This window comes from Kitasatospora albolonga, from assembly GCA_002082585.1.
GTDB lineage: Bacteria > Actinomycetota > Actinomycetes > Streptomycetales > Streptomycetaceae > Streptomyces > Streptomyces stephensoniae.
This window is the reverse complement of sequence record CP020563.1, coordinates 4,150,656-4,169,543: the sequence shown is the minus strand read 5'-3', so window position 1 is coordinate 4,169,543 and position 18,888 is coordinate 4,150,656. Positions and strand designations below refer to the sequence as shown.

The window sequence follows — 18,888 nt, the reverse complement described above, 5'->3', positions numbered from 1 at the left end:
ACGGCAGAAGAAAGCGACAGCACTGTGCACCAGTACGAGAAGGACGGACCGGCGATCTACCGCCAGTCCTTCGCCACCATCCGCGCGGAGGCGGATCTCGCCGGGCTGCCCGCCGACGTGAGCCAGGTCGCCGTCCGGATGATCCACGCCTGCGGGATGGTCGACCTCGTACGCGATCTCGTCTTCTCGCCGGACGTCGTGGCCGACGCCCGCGCCGCCCTGCGCTCCGGCGCACCGATCCTCTGCGATGTGGCGATGGTGGCCAGCGGGGTCACCCGCAAGCGGCTGCCCGCGGACAACGACGTGGTGTGCACGCTCTCCGACCCGTCCGTGCCGGAGCTGGCCGCGAAGATGGGAACCACGCGGAGTGCGGCGGCCCTGGAGCTGTGGCGGGACCGGCTGGAGGGGGCGGTGGTCGCGGTCGGCAACGCGCCGACGGCCCTGTTCCGGCTGCTGGAGATGATCGAGGAGGGCGCCCCGCGCCCGGCCGCCGTCATCGGCGTCCCGGTCGGCTTCGTCGGCGCGATGGAGTCGAAGGAGGCCCTGGCCGAACACCCGTCGGGCCTGGAGCACCTGATCATCCGGGGCAGGCGCGGCGGCAGCGCGATAGCGGCGGCGGCGCTCAACGCCATCGCGAGCGAGGAAGAGTAGTGAACTCCCCAGTGACTTCCCCGGTGAAAGACACCAGCACGGGCCGCCTCTACGGCGTCGGCCTCGGCCCCGGCGACCCGGACCTGATGACGCTCCGGGCGGTCCGGGCGATCGGCGAGGCGGACGTGATCGCGTACCACAGCGCCCGCCACGGCCGTTCGATCGCCCGCTCCATCGCCGCCGCGCACCTGCGGCCCGACCACATCGAGGAGCCCCTGGTCTACCCGGTCACGACGGAGACCACGGACCATCCCGGCGGCTACCGGGGCGCGCTGGAGGAGTTCTACGAGAAGGCCGCGGCCCGGCTCGCGGCGCACCTGGACGCGGGCCGGACGGTGGCGGTCCTCGCCGAGGGCGACCCGATGTTCTACGGCTCGTACATGCACATGCACAAGCGGCTGGCCGACCGGTACGCCACCGACGTCATCCCCGGCGTCACGTCGGTGAGCGCGGCGGCGGCCCGCCTCGGCACCCCGCTGGTGGAGGGCGAGGAGATCCTCACGATCCTCCCCGGCACGCTCCCGGAGGAGGAGCTGACGGCCCGTCTCGCGGCGACGGACACGGCGGTGGTGATGAAGCTGGGGCGTACGTTCCCGGCGGTGCGCGGGGCGTTCGAGGCGTCGGGGCGGCTGGCGGAGGCGCGGTACGTGGAGCGGGCGACCATGGCCGGGGAGCGCACGGGCGACCTCGCGGACATCGACCCCGCATCCGTCCCGTACTTCTCGGTGGCGGTGCTGCCGAGCCGTATCGACGCGCCGCGCCCCTCCGGGCGGCCGGGCTCCGGTGAGGTGGCCGTCGTGGGCACCGGCCCGGCGGGCCCGCTGTGGCTGACCCCGGAGACGCGGGGCGCTCTGGCGGCGGCCGACGCCCTGGTCGGGTACACGACCTACCTGGACCGGGTCCCGGTCCGCCCCGGCCAGGCGCGGCACGGCTCGGACAACAAGGTGGAGTCGGAGCGGGCGGAGTTCGCGCTGGACCTGGCCCGCCGGGGCCACCGGGTCGCGGTGGTCTCGGGCGGCGACCCGGGGGTCTTCGCGATGGCGACGGCGGTGCTGGAGGTGGCCTCGCAGGAGGAGTACGCGGAGATTCCCGTACGGGTCCTGCCGGGGGTCACCGCGGCCAACGCGGCGGCGGCGCGCGCCGGCGCACCGCTGGGCCACGACTACGCCACGATCTCCCTCTCGGACCGCCTCAAACCGTGGGAGGTCATCGCGGAACGCCTCCGCGCGGCGGCCTCGGCGGACCTGGTGCTGGCGCTCTACAACCCGGGCTCCAAGTCCCGTACGTGGCAGGTGGCCAAGGCCCGCGACCTTCTCCTGGAGCACCGCTCTCCGGACACCCCGGTCGTGCTGGCACGGGACGTGGGCGGCCCGACGGAGAGCGTCCGTACGGTGCGGCTGGCCGATGTCGACCCGGCGGAGGTGGACATGCGGACGCTGCTGATCGTGGGCTCGTCGCAGACGCGGTGGGTGCGGCGGGGTGAGTCGGGCAGCTCCATCGTGTGGACCCCGCGCCGCTACCCGGAGCCCGCGGAGCCCTCCGCGTAAAGCCTCCGCACGACCCACTCCACGGCCTCGTCGGGTGTGGCGGCCACCGGCACCCCTTCCGGTACGGGTGGCCGCCGCACGACCACGACGGGAATCCCGGCCTCACGGGCGGCGGTGAGCTTGGGCGCGGTGGCGTCGCCGCCGCTGTCCTTGGTGACGAGAACGTCGATGCGGTGGCGACGCAGAATCTCCCGCTCCCCCTCCAGCTCGAACGGCCCCCGGTCGAGCAGCATGTCCATCCTCCGAGGGCAGGGCGGCTCCGGCGCGTCGACGGACCGTACGAGAAACCACAACGCGTCGAGTCCCGCTCCCGCGAAGGCGGCGAGCCCCATCCGCCCGGTGGTGAGGAAGACCCGCTCACCGAGTGCGGGCAGCAGCTCGGCGGCCTCGGCAAGGGAGGCGACGGAGTGCCAGCGGTCGCCGTCCTGGGCCACCCAGCCGGGCCGACGGAGGGCGAGGAGGGGAACGCGGGCCCGGGCGGCGGCCTCGGCGGCGTTCCGGCTCATGGTGGCGGCGAAGGGGTGGGTGGCATCGACGAGGAGATCGACGCGGTGCTCCCGTACCCACGAGGCAAGCCCGTCGCTCCCGCCGAACCCACCGACGCGCACATCACCGGGCGGCAGCCGGGGAGCGGCCACGCGCCCGGCGAGCGAGGTGGTGACGCGGACGCGCGGGTCACCGGCGAGGCGCTCGGCCAGCAGCCGCCCCTCGGTGGTCCCTCCCAGAACAAGAACATGCTTCACGTGCATCATCGGGACGGACTCTTCTCATGAACGCTTCTCATGACCACTGAGGCGCGGGGCGGCCGCGACGCCCAACTCAAACACACCGGCCTCCGCCCCGGCCGGACGACCGGTGCCTGCGCGACGGCTCAGCTCTTCTGGAGAGCGCGGGTGACCCCGGCGACGAGGGCGGTCGTCAGCACCCAGCCGAAGGCGATCAGCAGGTAGGCCAGCCACTGGAGACCGCCCTCCGACCAGTACCACCCGGAGCGCTGCCCCAGGTCACCGATGGGGATCAGGAGGTCGAGGGTGTAGACGAAGGGCTGGAACGGACTGCCTTCGCCCTCCTTGACCGGGCGGGGCTCGTGCGTACTGAAGGCCAGCGTGCCCAGCAGGGTCAGCGCGAGGAGCCAGACACCGGCCATCCAGGGCCGGTAGCCGTAGCCCACGGTCACGTCGAGCAGGTGCCCCCACAGGCGCGCCGGCAGGGAGAGGCCCAGGCGCCGATGACGCTGCTTGGCCAGCAGCACGCGGCGGGCGTCGTCGTCATGGCCGATCTTCCGGTACCAGGCGGCGAGTTGCTCGTACGGCTGTGGCGCGTAGCCGGGATTCCGCCGCACCCAGTCCAGCCGACGGCTCACCTCGTCGCCCCCACGCACCACGGACGAGCCACCCCCGGCCGACCGGATGCCCCCGTAGGTGAACCCGTCCAGGAGCACCTTCCCTGGCCGGGACCGCTCGCTGTCCCGGAACCAGGTGGCCTGGGCGGACCGGAGATCCACCACCCCCGAGGGCGGCGCGGCGGGCCGGTGATCGAGCTCCCCCACCACCATCGACACACAGTCCAGGGCGATGCCGTCCCCGTTCAGATGAGCGTCTTCGAAGCTCAGCAGACCTGCTATGCGGGCGCTCCGCAGCACCACCTGCCCCTGGGCGGTGAACCCCTGGGAGCAGTCCACGGACGAAGCGGCCATGACCTCTGCGGCCAGCGCGACGCCTTCGGTGTCCCCCAGCCGTGCGCCTTGCAGGAACAGCCCGCTGAGCAACTGGGCGCCCGGCAGCCTCAGTCCGCCCCGGGTGATGAGCCGCTGCCCGAAGACGCTGCCCTCCAGGATCAGGCCGCCGCCGAGCACCGCCCACTCGTCCGTGCCCGCGATCTCGGCGTCCGAGACCAGCAGGTTCCCGGCCATGCGGGCGTTGATGAGGTTGAGGGAGCCGCCTTCGACAACGGACCGCCGCAGATCCAGGTCGCCCCCGATACGGGCGAGTTCGCAGTCGACCCCCGGAACCCAGCTGTCCGTGATCACGACCGTCCGGGTGGTGGCACCGTACAGCCGCACCGGTTCCTCCAGCCGACAGCCCACCAGGGAGAACAGGTGCGAGACCTCCGCCCCGGACAGATCGAGACGCCCGGTGACACGGGCCCCCGCGAGCCGCAGGGAGGCCACGGTGCCGGAGCCCCGGTCACCGTCGTGCGCACCGAGCAGCAGCATCGCCACGACGGCGGCACGGACGGTACGTTCGGCCCCCCACCCGGCCCCTGCGACGGGATCGTCCGACTCGGCTGTGCCCGTACGCAGATCGACGCGACGCCCTTCGGGGAAGGCGTCCCACAGCTCGCGCTCCGGCGGGGTCAACTCCTCATATGACAGCACCCACGCAGGGTAGTAACTCGCCCGGCCTGGCGGCCGCACAGTGCGCTACTCACCACCGACGGCTTCGCCCGCCCCGGGGGCGACGGCAGCGGCGAGCCGAGCCCGCCACCCGTTCGGATCGCGCCCGGCCTCCACGGCAGCGGCGGCCTCCTCCGCGAGATCGACGCCCAGATCGGCGGCCCGCCGCTCGGCCCACCGCGCCCAGGCGGCGGCCTTCTCCCGCACCCGGTCGGCGATATGGATGCGCGCGGTCTCGTTCAAGCACCCGGACGGATCGGCGGCGGGCGCCTGATACCTCGTGGTAGCAGGTGCGGGGCTTTCGTGCGTTCGGGGGGCCGGGCTGCGTTCTGAACTCCGCTCCCGTACTTGTCTCGACGTGCCCTTGACGCTGATCACGCGTCAGGAAGAAGCTCGTGCACGTCTGTGCAACCGACTCGCTAGGAGAGTGCCCAATGGCCCTAAATTTCCTGGGGATTTGGCCCAACACCCCCGATGACGGCTCGCCCACGATCTGGCTGGACGACACCACCGGTGACCTCATCATCCAGTCGTGGAAGGCTGACGAGGAGACGATCCGGCAGGCGCGGGAAGTCGGCTCGGTGCCGGGGCACTCGACGGACGTTCCGGACCACGAGACCGTGATCCGGCTCCCTGCGAACATGCTCCAGTTCATTCCCCGTCCGGACAGTGAGGACAACGGTGGCAACAGCGGTACGTGAATGCCTCGCCAAGGCGCAGCGCTCGGCGCAGCACCTTGAGATGCGGGACAGCTACATGCGGGATGACCCGGAATTCATCCGTTGGCAGGAAGGGCACCGGTACGACCCGGCAGACCGCGAGTCGTGGTGGCGGTCGTGGCTGGACGTGGTGGCCGAGACGACCGGGCGTGGTGTCGTCATGCGTCGTCTGCGTGTGGTCTCGGAGCCGCTGAGCGACTACATCCGGTACGAGTACGACGGCACCTTCACGAACGTCGCAGCCGGCGAGGACGTCCGTTGGCTGCCCCGCTCGCAGGCTCGTGATCTGCTGCTCCCCGCGCTGGACGGGTGGGTCATGGATGAGGAAACCGTGATCCTGCACCACTTCAGCGGCGAGGGTCAGTGGACGGGTGCGCGCATGGAAGTCGTGCACGATCCGATGTTGGCCGCACAGTACGTCAGCGCGTACGAGGCAGCATGGGAGCGCGCGATTCCGCACGCGGAGTACCAGCCCGTCTGATCGCGCACCCATGGCTGTCTCCGCATCTTCCAGTGCCCAGCAGGCCCGGCAGGCCCTCGCGAAACGTCTCGCGGATCTCTGCCGGGATGCCGGGCTGACCGGTCTCGACCTGGCAGAGCGCTGCGGGTGGAGCCGGTCCAAGTCGTCCCGAATCATGAACGCCAGGACACCCCCGTCCGCTGACGACATTCGGGCCTGGTGTCAGGCGTGCGGTGCCGAGGACCAGACCGAGGACTTGATCGCCTCGCTGCGGACCGCTGAGGGCATGTGGGTCAACTGGCGCCGCATGGAACGGGCCGGGCTCAAGCAGGCGCAGGAAGCGCGCTTGCCGCTGTATCAGCGGACCCGCCGTTTCCGGTCCTACTCGTCGTGGCTCGTGCCCGGCATGATCCAGACGCAGCCGTACACCATGGCAGCACTCCAAGCGATCCAGCGGCGGCGCGGCCTGGTGGACGATGTGGCCGACGCCGTAGCCGCCCGCATGGAACGTCAGCGGGTGCTGTACGAAGGCGATCGGCGGTTCGCGTTCCTGGTTGAAGAGTCCGTGTTGCGGGCCGGAATCGGCGGCGCCGAGGTCATGTCCGGGCAGCTTGGTCACCTGATCTCGGCGGCCTCGCTTCCCCATGTCAGCTTGGGAGTTGTGCCCATGCGACCCGATCGGGAGCGCTGGCCGGCTGAGGGGTTCTGGATCTACGACACGAACCAGGTCAACGTCGAATTGATCTCTGGATACCTCACGATCACGCAGCCCAGCGAGGTGGCCATGTACGCCGAGGCGTTCGCCGAACTGGCGGCACTGGCTGTCTATGGGGCCGCCGCTCGCGCGCTGATCACTTCGGCGCTGGATGCTCTCGGATAACTCGCGTGCAACCTCATGCAATCGCATGGGAGTTGGGGCCTCACTCTCTCTAGCTTGGTCGTCGTCGGACCACGTGAGGGGACACCAGCGATGGTGAGTACGACCAGAGGCGCGGGGCGGCACGCCACCGAAGTTCTCCAGTGGGGACGAGTAGCCCCGAAGACTCCCGAGCACACCGCGTGATCCAGACCGGTGCGCTCGGGTGCACCACGTCCGCCCGGTAGGGCTCCTGTGGGGACGTGATTCCCACCGGGCGGGCTTCCAAGATCCGTACGTAACCACGAGAGGAAACACCATGGGATGGGGAACGGGTAAGGGCGGCAGCGGAGGCAACGGGCAGCATTCCGGGGGGAAGGACCCGGGCACGTCCAAGCCGTCGTCCGACACCGCCAAGCCGAAGGACCCGCCGAAGCACAAGAAGGAAGACTGACGCAGGTGACGACACCCGAATTCGCCGCGTCCGAGCGAATCGCCCTGCGCGGTCTGCTCGGTGCGGTGAACAACGACATGGACGCGCCGGTGGCTCCCGAATGGGAGCGTGCGGCATGGAATGTTCCCCGGTCCGCGTTCGTCCCCGAGCGCGTCTTTCTGGGTGAGAACCTGGAGCCGTGCAACCGGGCGGACGCCCCGGAAACGTGGCTCCGCGCCGTCTACGCCAACGATTCCGTCGTGACGCAGATCAACGACGGCGAGGACCCCGACGACGGCGAGCGGTGGGCGTCATCGTCCGCGAGCGCCCCGAGCATCGTGTTCCGGATGCTGCACATGCTCGACGTGCACGAGGGACACAGGGTCCTGGAGATCGGCACCGGAACCGGGTGGAACGCGGGTCTCCTGGCCCATGTCGCCGGCCCGGGGAACGTGACGACCGTGGAAGTCGACCCCGCGTTGGCGAGGAAAGCCGGGCAACGTCTGCGAAAAGAAGGCGTCACCGCTGCCGTGGTGACCGGGGACGGGGCCGAGGGGTACGCGGACAACGCGCCGTACGACCGGCTCGTGGCGACGTGCTCCGTGCGGTCGGTCCCCCGTCCGTGGGTCGACCAGGTGAAGCCCGGGGGCGTCATCCTCACCCCGTGGGAAAGTCCGTGGGTCTGCTACGGGCTGCTCCGCATGACGGTGAACGACAGCGGAAGCGCGTCGGGTCCGTTCTCGCCGCACTCCGCGTTCATGCTCATGAGGAACCAGCGCAGCAACCTGCGGATCTTCCGCGACGTGGTACTCGACGACCACCGGCCCGACGAGTCGACCACCACCCTCCCGCCGTGGCGGGTGGCCGGAGACGATCTCGCCGCGCAGTTCGCCATGGGGCTACAGCTCCGTGACGTGTGGTGGGCGTGGCACGACAACCCGGACGTGGAAGGGGTGGCGTCCCGGCTGTGGGTCGCGACGACCGACGCCACGTCGTGGGCTGCCGTGGACTGGGACGGGAAGTCGGACGACCGGTTCACGGTATGGCAGCACGGACCACGCCCGCTCTGGAGCGAAGTGGAAGCCGCACACGCCTGGTGGCTGCTGCACGACCGTCCCGGGCCCCAGCGGTTCGGCCTGACCGTGAGCGTCACGGGAGAGTCCGCATGGCTGGACCATCCCGATCAGCCCATTCCGGCCACCGGCTGACCCCCGCAGAACTGCCCCGCCTGTGCGCTGTACCTCGTGGCGCATGGGCGGGACTTCCCTGTGCCCGGACGAGCCCTCTGGCTGGGGTGTGTGTTCAGAGGGCGTTCTCCTGACCGCCACCGCCCTGCACAGGCTGCACAGAGAACCGCTGGCCGCCCCGTACGGGCAGCTCGGCAAGCTCGTCCGGGACGGCGGGGTCTTCATGAACGCCGACCGCACCATCGACCCGGCCACCCCCGGCTCAACGCCGCCGAACGCACCCACCGGCACGCGGCCATGGACCGCGCCAAGGCCGCCGGAGCCCTGGACGCGCCCTCGTCGGACTCCTCTACGTACTCATGGACGAGGCAACCCGCTGACCGCACCAGGTAGTTGACCTGGACCTCAAGCGCCCCGAGCAAGCCTCCGGCCATCATGCGCACGCACGCGGGGCGCACCGTCCAGCAGGGCATCGGTGACCCGGACCGCGTAGACCTCAGCCATCCGGCTGGTCGCCTCGCCCGGAGTAAGCCACTCAACTGCCATGGCCTCGTCGGACAGTTGCTCGTGACCGCCTTCGGCACGGCAGCGGAAGACCAGGGCGACGATGCCTCGGGAGGTGTTCTTGTAGACCCCGGTGAGCCGGTCCACCTGGACCTTGATGCCGGTCTCCTCATAGACCTCGCGCCGTACACCGTCCTCGGGCGCCTCGGCCAGTTCGAGCACGCCCCCGGGCGGTTCCCAGGTCCCGTTGTCGGCCCGCTTGATCGCGAGCACCCGTCCGTCCTCCCGGACGACCACTCCGGCCACGGACACGGAGTGGAGCGGCGCCGACGGGTTCTCCTGACGGTTATCACTCATACACAGGAGAATAGAGAAACAAAGGACTGGGGCGGGAATCGATGCGACCTCTTCAAGCAGCAATAGACGACGCAGCACAGACGCAGATCTGGCTGGACAACCTCGCTGGACCTGTCACCAGCCAGGAAGTGGAGCGCGGAGAATTCGCCCACACATAGGCAAAACCCGTACGCACCATTGGCATCGATCACGAAAATTGCCGACACAGATCGATCTCGACCATGAAGAGTTCCCCCTTCGCGATGAAGGTGTCGAGCCCTCACCGCACAGAGGTCTTCATGTCCCACCGCAATGCCCGACCGACTGTTGGGCGACTCCCGATCAAGGGATCATCTGGCCGTCCGCCCGAGTCGACAGGTGGCGACATCCGCTCGACATTCGAGATTACTTCCTAGATAGATTCCGGCGGGGCCGACGCGACGATTTTCTGGTAACCGTCCCGGTCGCGCGGGACACGAGGTTCCTCCAAAGCTCGGACTGCGATCGGAGGCCCGGTGCGCCCGACAACGGCTCCCGAGACGTTCTCCCAAGCTAGCGCTTCGGAGTAGAAGTCAATCCCGTACAGCGCAATAACCTTCAGCTCCCCGTCGACCTCCGTCGCCCAGTACTGGCGCTCATATGCGATGTAGTTGGTTTCCTCACCACCGCCAACGTCGGCGGCAAAGCAAACACCCCACCCGGGCACGTCATACCCCACGACCATGTACAACGGGCGACACACCGGCGTCGATGATTGCTCTGAGATTTTGGCCAATCTCTCGGCCGAGAGACGCCGAGGACGCATGAACGGTGACGTCATGCTGGCTCCGGGGAAGGAGTGCATGAAGCTCTCCGTACGTGCGACCCGCTGCTCAAGCTGTTCGTCCGGCTCCGTGATGTTGGCAATGTCCTGTTCGTATACCACAGTGAGAAAATTTCGGAAAAATGTTACAGCCTCGTCTATATTCACGTAATCTTCCGCCTTTCTCGCAAAGTTCCTTTAGTGGCCCCACCCGAAGACGGTGTCCGAGCCAGTAATTCTTTCAGATGTCTGCTCTTGTCTGCGGCACGTACTGGGCGGCCTAAGATCTCATTGATCCTGCCGGATGAAGAGCGGGCCGCACTCGAGAGGTAGGGCGGCGCCGTTCACGCCGCAGGCGTGGGCCTTACGCTGCCGGGGACCATCTTGGCCTGCGCGGAAGGCGTTTCACACAAAGGCGTGGCTGCGGCCCAGGGTGGCCAGGTCCTCGCCCCGCTGGGCAACGCCCTGATCCGCATCCACCGAACCGGCCCCCACCAGGCCGAAGGCCGCTTCCTCCCCGGCGGGGCGTACTTCATGCCCCTGCGACACAGCACCACCGCCGGAGTCCCGACCCGGCGCCCCGCCCTCCCCACCGGCAAGGCCCGCCACACCGACATCCCCGCACCCGCACTGGCCGACAACGCATACCGCTTCCTGCTCAGCCTCCTCGAACCCCACCTCGACTGGCAGTACGACCTGAACGACGACGGAAAGCCGACCGCTGCCCGCGCCTGGTCCCCCGACGGCGCGATCGCCGCCCTCCACCCCGACGGCACCGTGACCGAGACAGGCCCCCACTCCCTCTGGTCCCGCCTCGAAGACGCCTACCGCACCTTCACCGAGCACGAGGAGCCGGGCCCCGAGCGATACGGCCTCACCATCGACAACGACGTACAACGCGTGTGGCTCGATGCTCCGGGCGGACCGGGGTGGGAGCTCCGCCGAGGCTGACCGCCGATCAGCAGGCCCGCCGCCCACGCCTCCTCGCACGGAAGAGACCAGTCGCCACCGGTGACTCGCCATCAGCCCCCGGATCGTGGACGGCGTCGGAATCCACGAGGTCGAACCCGTGCTCGTCCAGCAGCTTCGTCCATACCGCCGGTTCCAGGACCCACCGCCGCATGGTGCCCGGACTGCCGTCGGGCAGACGGGTCGGAATGTCGGCGGGCCGACAGTCGGTCTCGGGCGGCGCGCCCGTTCGGTAGTGGGCGAGCGTGGAGAACACCAGGGTGCCGCCGGGCCGGAGCGCCACCGCGGCGGCCGGGAGCACGGTCCGGGGGTCGCTGAAGTCGAGCGCGCCGAAGACGCTGTAGGCGGTGTCGAGGCTGGACGGGTGGTCCTGGAGGTACGCGGCAGCGTCGCCGTGCACGAAGTCCAGCCCGGGCACGTCCTCGTAGAGGCCACGGCCGCGACTGTGCTGAGCGGCGGAGCTGTCGATCGCGATGACGCGCCGAGCTCTCAACTCGGCGGCGACATAGGCAGCCTGGTGACCGGCCCCTGCACCCAGTTCCGCGACCGTACGACCGGTGAGGTCACCCAGCAGGTCGTCCCCCGGGCCCCTGCGCTGGTACCAGTCCCAGTACAGACGGCCAACAGCGCGTCGCCCGGCTGAGGAGGTCCCGTAGTGGTACCAGCGGTCAAGGGCGTCTGCCGGAGAGGATGAGGTCGACGTCACGGCCCATATCCTGGCCTGCCCGCCGCAACCACCGCAGCGGCCTCGCAGCATTCACCCGTACGTGCTCCGCCTCGCTCGGCAGTGCGCAGCCCGCCGCCCTTGCCGGAGGAAGGGCGGCGGGTACAGGCGGTTCCTTCAGTGCCCGTCCTCACCAGGGCGGCACGGCGTGCACCGGGAGGAATCAGCGGCCCACAGCGGGCTGTCGACGTCCCAGCCCGCGCGGGCGAGCAGTTCGGCGGTCCGAGCCACGGACCCGTCACCCTTCATTTCGACCAGTGGCACATGGTGCAGGTACTCGCCGCCGTTGTACTGCTCACACAGGGCGAAGAACGCCTTCGTGTCCAGCATGATCGAGTGAACCCCGATGTCGACGATGCGGCCCGGCCCCATGCCGAGTCGACGTCCCTTGTTCTCCATGGCAGTGATCACGTAGGCGACGGCCTGACCGAGTACCCGCTCGGCCATCACGGAGTCGAACGGGTAGTCGCGCATCAGCAGACCGACCAGCTTGGCCCACTGCTCGGCTGGCACGTACGCGTGTGGGTCCCGCGGGGAACCGGCGGGTCCGGTGCGCCGACGAGCAAGGGTGTCCAGGACTACGGTCATGGGGGCAGCCTCTTCCGGGTCGGCCCCCGACCGGGGGCGATGACAGAAGGACACCCCGTACCGGAACCGTACGACAGGCAACTCCCTTACTGTGCAACGCGTTTGCACGACCTGCACGCGCCGTGTACGGCCGTCGCCGTACCACCTAACGTGGAAAGACGGTCCCACCACGGCCATGGAGGTGCAATGCGCACCATCGATCCGATGTGGCACTCGCCGAAGGCAAGGGCGCTCGTCGCCCGTCACGAGCTGGGGGCGCTCATCCGCATAGGGCGCGAAGAACGGGGGTGGCGGCAGGCGGACCTCGGCCTACGGATCGGGTGCTCGGCATCCACCGTGTCCCGTCTGGAGCAGCGTGGGCACCATGCCGATCTGCGGCTCCTCCGCAGGGCGGCCTCGGAAGTCGGCTTGCCTACAGATGTTCTGGCGGAGTGTCTGGGGCTGGCGAGGCCCACAGCCACTAGGGTTGCGCCGGTAGGTCCACGAGTGGAGGAGGACCCGATGCGCCGCCGCACCCTGCTCACCGCAGCCGGCCTGGCCGCCCCGGTCCAGCTGCTCGCGGGAATGGACACGGCCTTGGCCGCCATGCCGGATCCCACAGGGTCCTCTGTCCCCCTGGATGTCCGCCTCACAGAGGCGCGTTCCGCTTTCGACGCCGCCCACAACACCCACCTGCTCAAGGTGCTCCCAGGGCTTCTGGCCGACGCGCATGACGGCGTACGGCAGGCACGCACCGACGTGGCGTACCGCAGGCTCTCATCCGCCTACAGCCTCGCCTCGCAGGTCCTGACGAAGGTGGGTCGTTACGAGCAGTCCCGGCTGACCGCCGACCGCGCGTCCGTATACGCCGAGCTGTCCGGCTCCCCGCTCGCCATCGCAACCGCCGCCCGCGAACTGAGCATCGTACTCCGCCACCAGAATCAGCCCGTAGCCGCACAGCGCCTCATTCTCGACGCCGTAGCGCAGGTGGAGGCAACGGGGCTCACGACGGGTGCCCAGGCGTCCGCCTACGCGCAGATGCTCTGCACCACCTCGTACACCGCTGCGGTCGCAGGTGACCGGCATCAGGCCGTCACGTTGATCCGGGAGGCATCACGGGCTGCCCGTGGCCTCCCGGCCGACCCACCTGCGGGGCGTCTGTTCTCCGTCACCCCTGCCTCTGTCGACCTCTATGCCGTGAGCGTCCACTGGGCGCTCGGTGACGCCGGTGCGGCACTCGAAGCAGGTCGGGGCCTGCGCGCCGCGCAGTTCACGACGGCTGAGCGCCGCAGCCGCATGCACACGGACCTCGCGCGAGCCTGGTGGCAGTGGGGCAAGCCGGAGCAGACCACCACCGAGCTTCTGTCCGCAGTACGTGTCTCACCGGGCGAGGTACGGGATCGTCCGGCCATCCGACAGATGGTCACCGAGATTCATGCACGTCACCCCCGGACCACAGGCATTCGGGAGCTGGCGAGGGCAGCAGGGCTGCGCTCCATCTGACAGCCCTGGCGGGAGAACCGTCATTCGGGCAGGTCCGGTACCCCAGTGTTCGGGAGCAGGCCCCGGGAGGGTGTCAGCACCCGTTCCGCTTCCGCCCCACCGAATGATCGACACCGACGTCCAGCACGTACGGCTCGATTGACCGGGCGGACCGTGCTGGAGTCTCCACCCGCAGAGAGGCCGTAGGCCACCGCCCTCGATCAGTCAGTACGGTGACGGTGGTCGCTCAGCCCCGGATGCCCGCTGCCCGCAGCCGCGCCCGCACCTGGTCCCACGACGGGTCCACCGGCGTGAGGTGATGGTCGCCCACGTGGGTGTCCTTGAAGCCACTGGATGTGGTGACGCACACCACCGGGCCCTCGACGGTCTCGTCGTCCGGCAGGGTGCGCAGGCCCGCGAGACCCGCCGCGGAGGACAGCTCCACCCACAGGCCCTGCCCGGCGAGTTCCGCCTGGGCGCGGTGCATCGCCTCGTCGTCGACCGTCAGCGCGCGGCCTTCGCTGCCGGTGATCGCGCGCACGCCGCGGTAGCTGTTCACCGGGCAGGCGATGCCGTACGCCTCCGTGTCCGCCATATCGACCCTCGTGGCGGGCAGGCCCTGGCGCAGGGCCGACGCGAGCGGGCCCCCGGCGGCCGGTTCGCAGCTGAACAGGCGCGGGACGCGGGAGACGAGGCCGAGGCGGTGAAGCTCCGCGAACCCCTTCCAGATGCCGAAGAGCAGCTCGCCGTAGCCGGTGGGCACGAAGACCGCGCCCGGCTCCCCGAGGTCGGCCGCGATCTCGTACGCGACCGTCTTGTACCCCTCGGGCCCGAAGGCGTGCCCGGTGTGGAACTGCGTGAGGTTGCTGACGGGGTGGAAGCCGAACTCCTCGGCGATCCGCTCGGTCAGCGGCCATCGGTGGGCGGTCTCGACGGGCAGCACCACCGCCCCGTACGCGCTGAGGAACGACGCGACGGCGGGCGGCACTTCGGACGAGCCGAGCACCACACAGCGCAGCCCGGCCCGTGCCGCGTAGGCCGCCGCGGAGGCACCGTGGTTGCCCGAGGACGCCACGACCACGCCCGGAGCGCCCACGGCCACGGCGGCGCTCACCGTGCAGCGGTTGAGCCGGTCCTTGTGGCTCCACGTGGGGTTGCGCGACTCGTCCTTCACGTACACCCCGTCGCCGATCTCGATCAGCGGGGTTCCGCCCTCCCCCAGTCCGGGCGCGGCCAGCGGCGGCAGCAGGGGAGCCCAGCGGTCCAGGCCGGAGCGCGGCCGCCCCTGCCCGGTGATGAAGTCGGACGTCACACGGGTGTAGTCGTAGTCGATCTCCAGGGGGTACGACATGGTGTCCGAGCTGGTCCGGGGGCAGCCATGCGTCAGCGGCGGCCACAGCGGATAGCCGATGTCCGGGTCGGCGAGGGAACGTTGACCGGTGGCCAGGGAAATCGTGGTCATGGCTCCGAAGTCTAGGAACTCAGGAACCGCAGGCTCCCCGGTCCCGCCCCGGCGAGTAGAGGTGGCTGTCCCGGAACTGCTCCGCCCCCAGCGTCCGCCCCACCATGATGACCGCCGTCCTGATCACCCCCGCCGCCTTCACCTGCTCCGCGATCGAGTCCAGCGTCCCCCGCAGCACGATCTCGTCCGGGCGGGACGCCATCGCGACCACCGCCGCCGGGCAGTCCGCCCCGTAGTGCGGGAGCAGCTCCTCCACCACCCGGTCCACGTAGCGGGCCGCCAGGTGCAGGACGATCAGGGCACCGCTGCGGCCCAGGGTGGCCAGGTCCTCGCCGGGCGGCATGGCGGTGGCGCGCTGGGCGATGCGGGTCAGGATGACCGTCTGGCCGACCGTGGGGACCGTCAGCTCCCGCTTCAGGGAGGCGGCCGCCGCGGCGAACGCGGGGACGCCGGGTACCACCTCGTACGGCACGCCCGCCTCGTCCAGCCGCTTCATCTGCTCGTTCACCGCGCTGAACACCGACGGGTCCCCCGAGTGCAGCCGCGCCACGTCGTGGCCGTCCGCGTGGGCCCGTACGAGCTCCTCGGTGATCTGGTCGATGTCCAGGTTCGCCGTGTCGACCAGGCGGGCGCCCTCCGGGCACTCGGCCAGCAGCTCGACCGGGACCAGGCTGCCCGCGTACAGGCAGACCGGACTGGCGGCGAGGAGGCGGGCGCCGCGCACCGTGATCAGGTCGGCGGCACCCGGGCCCGCGCCGATGAAGTACACCGTCATGTTCGATCTCCTGGGACTGGGACTGAGGCTGAGACGGGGGCTGAGGATTTGCGTACCGACCACTGCGTCACCGGCATCGCCTGGCGCCAGCCCGTGAACCCGCCCACCGGGACCGCGTGCGCCACCGCGAGCCGGGTCAGCTCACCGCCGTACAACCGGTACCGCTCCCCCAGCAGCGCCTCCGACTCCAGCGTCACCGTGTTCGCGACCAGCCGGCCGCCGGGGCGCAGCGCCTCCCAGCACGCGTCGAGCAGACCCGCCGCCGTCAGGCCGCCGCCGATGAACACCGCGTCGGGGGTGGGCAGTTCGGTCAGGGCGGCGGGAGCCCGGCCGGTCACGACGCGCAGCCCCGGCACCCCCAGGCGTTCCGCGTTACGGGTGATCCGCTCCGCCCTCGCAGGGTCCCGCTCCACGCTCACCGCCCGGCACGATCCATGGGCCCGCATCCACTCGATCGCGATCGAGCCCGAGCCGCCGCCCACGTCCCAGAGCAGTTCGCCGGGCGCGGGCGCCAAGGCCCCGAGCGTGGCCGCCCGGATGTGACGCTTGGTGAGCTGGCCGTCGTGCTCGTACGCCTCGTCCGGCAGGCCCGGGACCGCGCCCAACCGCAGCGCGTCCGCCGTCGCCCAGCACTCGACCGCGATGACGTTCAGCCGGTCCCCGGGGGCGTGCGCCCAGCTCTCCGCGATGCCGTCCGCGTACGCCTCCGCCTCGCTGCCCAACTGCTCCAGCACCCGCATCCGGCTCGGGCCGAAGCCGTGGGACGTGAGGAGGGCGGCCACCGTGGCGGGTGTCGTCGCGTCCGCGCTCAGGACCAGCAGCCTCCGGCCCTCGTGGAGGGAGGCGACGAGGCGGGCCGCCGGACGGCCCACCAGCGTCACGACCTCCGTGTCCTCCAGCGGCCAGCCCAGCCGCGCGCAGGCGTACGAGGTGGAGGACGGGTGCGGCAGCACGTACAGCCCCTCCGGCCCCAGCTCCTCCGCGAGCGCGCGCCCGATCCCGTAGAACATCGGGTCCCCGCTGGCCAGCACCGCGATCCGGCGCTCCCGGTGCTCGGCGAGCAGCCGGGGCACGGCGGGGCGCAACGGCGACGGCCACGCCACCCGTACGCCCGCGCACTCCGGCGGAAGCAGCTCCAGCTGGCGCGCCCCGCCGATCAGCACCTCCGCGCCCCGCAGCGCCTCCCGCGCCCCGCCGGACAGGCCGGACCAGCCGTCCGCGCCGATCCCCACGACGGAGACGGGGTGCGGGGGCGGAATCACGGAGGGGGCGGCAGACACAGTCGGAGGACCTCGTTCAGGGAGGCAGGGGGCCGGGGGGCAGGCGGGCGTAACGGTGCCGAACTTTACTGAACCTGCCGTTCCGGGCCCTCCAGCGGGGGTTCTCATCAGCAACCCGATGTTCGACGCGCCATCGAGAGCCCAGCCGAGGCGAAGATGTTCCGCAGCAGACAGAAATGCCTCAAGGAAAACTCGAAGAGAAACCCTTCATCGACCTCACCCCTGCCATGACTTCCGCACCTCAGCACAGAAGCGACCACCGGAAGCAGAGGTCTCGGGTTTCAGGTTAGAGTGCATCCACCCAAAACAACCCGCACACATGCACCGATACCGGAATGAACATGGAAACAGCATACGCGCGGAGGGTTCGCGAAACAGTGGAGCAGGTCCAGGGAAGAGGGTCAATAAGGGTAGAAAGGCACGAACTGGGCCCACTTGTCACATACATGGAGCACCCGGAAGACGCGTTGAAGATCGCACAGCTCGCAGAAGGCAGACCACTGCCCAAAGATTTATCCAAAAACTTTCACCGCCACTCCAGAGTAATTTTCTCCTGGCGAGCACGAGAACGTCCCGAGTCAATCTCAGGGGAATTCTGTCTGACCCATACAGCTGAAGCGGTGGCCCACGGCCCGCAGAAGAGGCAGAGTGCCGAGCCTGCTTCCGAACCCAGGGCCGAAGCCGAGAAGCTGATGGCCGAGTTGCGCGTCTTCGGCACCCATCCGGTAGGGGGAACCGGAACCTACTCCGCACTGAGGCTCACCTCGAACGAAGACTCGGAGCACCCGGAGCACCCGGGAGACTTCAGAGGACTCGACGGAGATCTGGTACTTCGACCTCAGGCAGGGGCCTACTCGGCTCCACATCAGCTACGCGAATATCTCGACGTCACCCTGCTCGCCAAAGGGCTCCACGACTGGCAGTACCTCTACGCGGCGCCGTATCCCGGCAACTACGGCATGGGCGCTTCACTTCCCTACCTGTGGGACGGGCTCGACTTCCTCGCACGAGAATTTCCCGATGACGACCTGTCGAAACCCTACGCCAGGCTGGAAGACCGCACAGAAACCATAGGTGCGGGCTCATAGGGCCGGCACCGGAAGAGGGAAGCATATCCGTGATCAGCATCGACGACGCCGTGAATTTCTTCAACGCCTATTCGGATATCGAGCACGCGGGAATTACAGCAACTTATTCGGAGCCGGACGAGGTGGTGAACGAGTACCGCACCGGCAGCATGCGGTTCTGGCACGCGGAGCCGGGGACACCCCTGTCACCGAGTTTCGGGCGCCCCATGGGAATGGGTTCCGATCAACTGGCCCAACTGGCGCGGAACGTCAGCCTGGTACGGCGCACCCTGTTCCTGGTCGCCGAGTACCGGGGGCGCGACGGTGGCAGCGTCTACGCGGGAATCGTGAGCGGGGACAGGACCAGAACGGCCGAATCGTACGGCGGCCTGCTCTACGCGACTGAAGTCGACGGCGATCTGAGGATCGTCGCTTCCTACAAGGAAGACTTCGGCAAAGTCTCCCCGCCAGTGCACTGGCGCCACTCACAAGGCATGGACATCGGTCTTCCCGGCCCTCCCGTTGCCGTGCGCCCGCTCGCGGCACCCACCGGACAAGCCGCTCACCTGAAGGACTGGGAGGGGCTGCGCGACTCCGTCGCCGAGAGGTGAGTCCCGCTCACCCTCAGGCAGGAGCGATCGGCGCGACCGGAGTCACTTGGCGTCACTGGAG

At 69.6% G+C, this 18,888-nt stretch carries 19 protein-coding genes and 2 pseudogenes; 11 read left to right on the top strand and 10 right to left on the bottom strand.

What is annotated here, in order from left to right; translation table 11 throughout:
* The first annotated feature begins 24 nt into the window (after nt 1-24).
* Nucleotides 25-651: a precorrin-8X methylmutase gene (gene cobH, locus B7C62_18150; GenBank protein ARF73963.1), complete on the top strand. Its 627-nt coding sequence runs from the start codon at nt 25-27 to the stop codon at nt 649-651.
* A gap of 23 nt (nt 652-674) precedes the next feature.
* A complete protein-coding gene (locus B7C62_18145) occupies nt 675-2,198 on the top strand; it encodes a precorrin-3B C(17)-methyltransferase (GenBank protein ARF73962.1) in 1,524 nt (507 codons plus the stop codon).
* Here B7C62_18145 and B7C62_18140 read toward each other — a convergent pair.
* The 3 genes from B7C62_18140 to B7C62_18130 form a co-directional block, all read right to left on the bottom strand.
* Complete coding sequence (locus tag B7C62_18140; GenBank protein ID ARF73961.1) at nt 2,168-2,950, bottom strand: cobalt-precorrin-6A reductase; 783 nt, start codon at nt 2,948-2,950, stop codon at nt 2,168-2,170. The two genes, B7C62_18145 and B7C62_18140, sit on opposite strands and share 31 nt — an antisense overlap.
* Nucleotides 2,951-3,069: 119 nt before the next feature.
* Complete coding sequence (locus B7C62_18135; protein ARF73960.1) at nt 3,070-4,575, bottom strand: oxidoreductase; 1,506 nt, start codon at nt 4,573-4,575, stop codon at nt 3,070-3,072.
* Between the two features lie 45 nt (nt 4,576-4,620).
* Nucleotides 4,621-4,836: a hypothetical protein gene (locus B7C62_18130; GenBank protein ID ARF73959.1), complete on the bottom strand. Its 216-nt coding sequence runs from the start codon at nt 4,834-4,836 to the stop codon at nt 4,621-4,623.
* 191 nt (nt 4,837-5,027) lie between these two features.
* On the opposite strand from B7C62_18130, the gene B7C62_18125 reads away from it, so the two are divergent.
* The 5 genes and pseudogenes from B7C62_18125 to B7C62_18105 all read left to right on the top strand — a co-directional run bounded on the left by B7C62_18125 (nt 5,028) and on the right by B7C62_18105 (nt 8,578).
* Complete coding sequence (locus B7C62_18125) at nt 5,028-5,294, top strand: hypothetical protein (protein ID ARF73958.1); 267 nt, start codon at nt 5,028-5,030, stop codon at nt 5,292-5,294.
* A 40-nt stretch (nt 5,295-5,334) separates the two neighbouring features.
* Nucleotides 5,335-5,793: a hypothetical protein gene (locus B7C62_18120; protein ARF73957.1), complete on the top strand. Its 459-nt coding sequence runs from the start codon at nt 5,335-5,337 to the stop codon at nt 5,791-5,793.
* Between the two features lie 10 nt (nt 5,794-5,803).
* A complete protein-coding gene (locus B7C62_18115) occupies nt 5,804-6,652 on the top strand; it encodes a transcriptional regulator (protein ID ARF73956.1) in 849 nt (282 codons plus the stop codon).
* A 507-nt stretch (nt 6,653-7,159) separates the two neighbouring features.
* Nucleotides 7,160-8,269 carry a methyltransferase gene (locus tag B7C62_18110; protein ID ARF77237.1) on the top strand — a complete coding sequence of 370 codons (1,110 nt, stop codon included), beginning with the start codon at nt 7,160-7,162 and terminating at the stop codon, nt 8,267-8,269.
* Nucleotides 8,270-8,375: 106 nt separating this feature from the next.
* A pseudogene (locus B7C62_18105) lies at nt 8,376-8,578 on the top strand (SAM-dependent methyltransferase).
* A gap of 75 nt (nt 8,579-8,653) precedes the next feature.
* Here the strand turns inward: B7C62_18105 and B7C62_18100 are convergent.
* Entirely contained in the window at nt 8,654-9,121 is a 468-nt protein-coding gene (locus B7C62_18100) for an NUDIX hydrolase (protein ID ARF77236.1), read from the bottom strand.
* A 379-nt stretch (nt 9,122-9,500) separates the two neighbouring features.
* Nucleotides 9,501-10,013: a hypothetical protein gene (locus B7C62_18095; GenBank protein ARF73955.1), complete on the bottom strand. Its 513-nt coding sequence runs from the start codon at nt 10,011-10,013 to the stop codon at nt 9,501-9,503.
* 312 nt (nt 10,014-10,325) lie between these two features.
* Here B7C62_18095 and B7C62_18090 point away from each other — a divergent pair.
* Nucleotides 10,326-10,841 (top strand): annotated as a pseudogene (locus B7C62_18090) (hypothetical protein).
* Between the two features lie 7 nt (nt 10,842-10,848).
* On the opposite strand, the gene B7C62_18085 reads toward B7C62_18090, so the two are convergent.
* Together B7C62_18085 and B7C62_18080 are read right to left on the bottom strand one after the other, a co-directional pair.
* Nucleotides 10,849-11,616 carry a ubiquinone/menaquinone biosynthesis protein gene (locus B7C62_18085; protein ARF73954.1) on the bottom strand — a complete coding sequence of 256 codons (768 nt, stop codon included), beginning with the start codon at nt 11,614-11,616 and terminating at the stop codon, nt 10,849-10,851.
* A gap of 84 nt (nt 11,617-11,700) precedes the next feature.
* On the bottom strand, nt 11,701-12,171 hold the full coding sequence (locus B7C62_18080; protein ARF73953.1) for a hypothetical protein: 471 nt from the start codon (nt 12,169-12,171) through the stop codon (nt 11,701-11,703).
* A gap of 186 nt (nt 12,172-12,357) precedes the next feature.
* Between B7C62_18080 and B7C62_18075 the strand changes: the two genes are divergently transcribed.
* Nucleotides 12,358-13,653, top strand: a complete 1,296-nt coding sequence (locus B7C62_18075; GenBank protein ID ARF73952.1) for a transcriptional regulator — start codon at nt 12,358-12,360, stop codon at nt 13,651-13,653.
* A 226-nt stretch (nt 13,654-13,879) separates the two neighbouring features.
* On the opposite strand, the gene B7C62_18070 is transcribed toward B7C62_18075, so the two are convergent.
* From B7C62_18070 to B7C62_18060, 3 genes are read right to left on the bottom strand one after another with little or no spacing between them, the layout of a single operon-like run.
* Nucleotides 13,880-15,094: a threonine synthase gene (locus B7C62_18070; protein ARF73951.1), complete on the bottom strand. Its 1,215-nt coding sequence runs from the start codon at nt 15,092-15,094 to the stop codon at nt 13,880-13,882.
* A 19-nt stretch (nt 15,095-15,113) separates the two neighbouring features.
* On the bottom strand, nt 15,114-15,869 hold the full coding sequence (locus B7C62_18065; GenBank protein ARF73950.1) for a precorrin-4 C(11)-methyltransferase: 756 nt from the start codon (nt 15,867-15,869) through the stop codon (nt 15,114-15,116).
* Nucleotides 15,866-17,149, bottom strand: a complete 1,284-nt coding sequence (locus tag B7C62_18060) for a cobalamin biosynthesis bifunctional protein CbiET (GenBank protein ID ARF73949.1) — start codon at nt 17,147-17,149, stop codon at nt 15,866-15,868. Before B7C62_18060 ends, B7C62_18065 begins: the two co-directional genes overlap by 4 nt.
* Nucleotides 17,150-17,769: 620 nt before the next feature.
* Between B7C62_18060 and B7C62_18055 the strand changes: the two genes are divergently transcribed.
* The gene (locus B7C62_18055; GenBank protein ARF73948.1) at nt 17,770-18,237 is read left to right on the top strand and encodes a hypothetical protein; all 468 of its coding nucleotides are present in this window, start codon (nt 17,770-17,772) and stop codon (nt 18,235-18,237) included.
* 29 nt (nt 18,238-18,266) lie between these two features.
* Nucleotides 18,267-18,827, top strand: coding sequence for a hypothetical protein (locus tag B7C62_18050; protein ID ARF73947.1), 561 nt, complete (start codon nt 18,267-18,269; stop codon nt 18,825-18,827).
* Nucleotides 18,828-18,888: the final 61 nt, after the last annotated feature.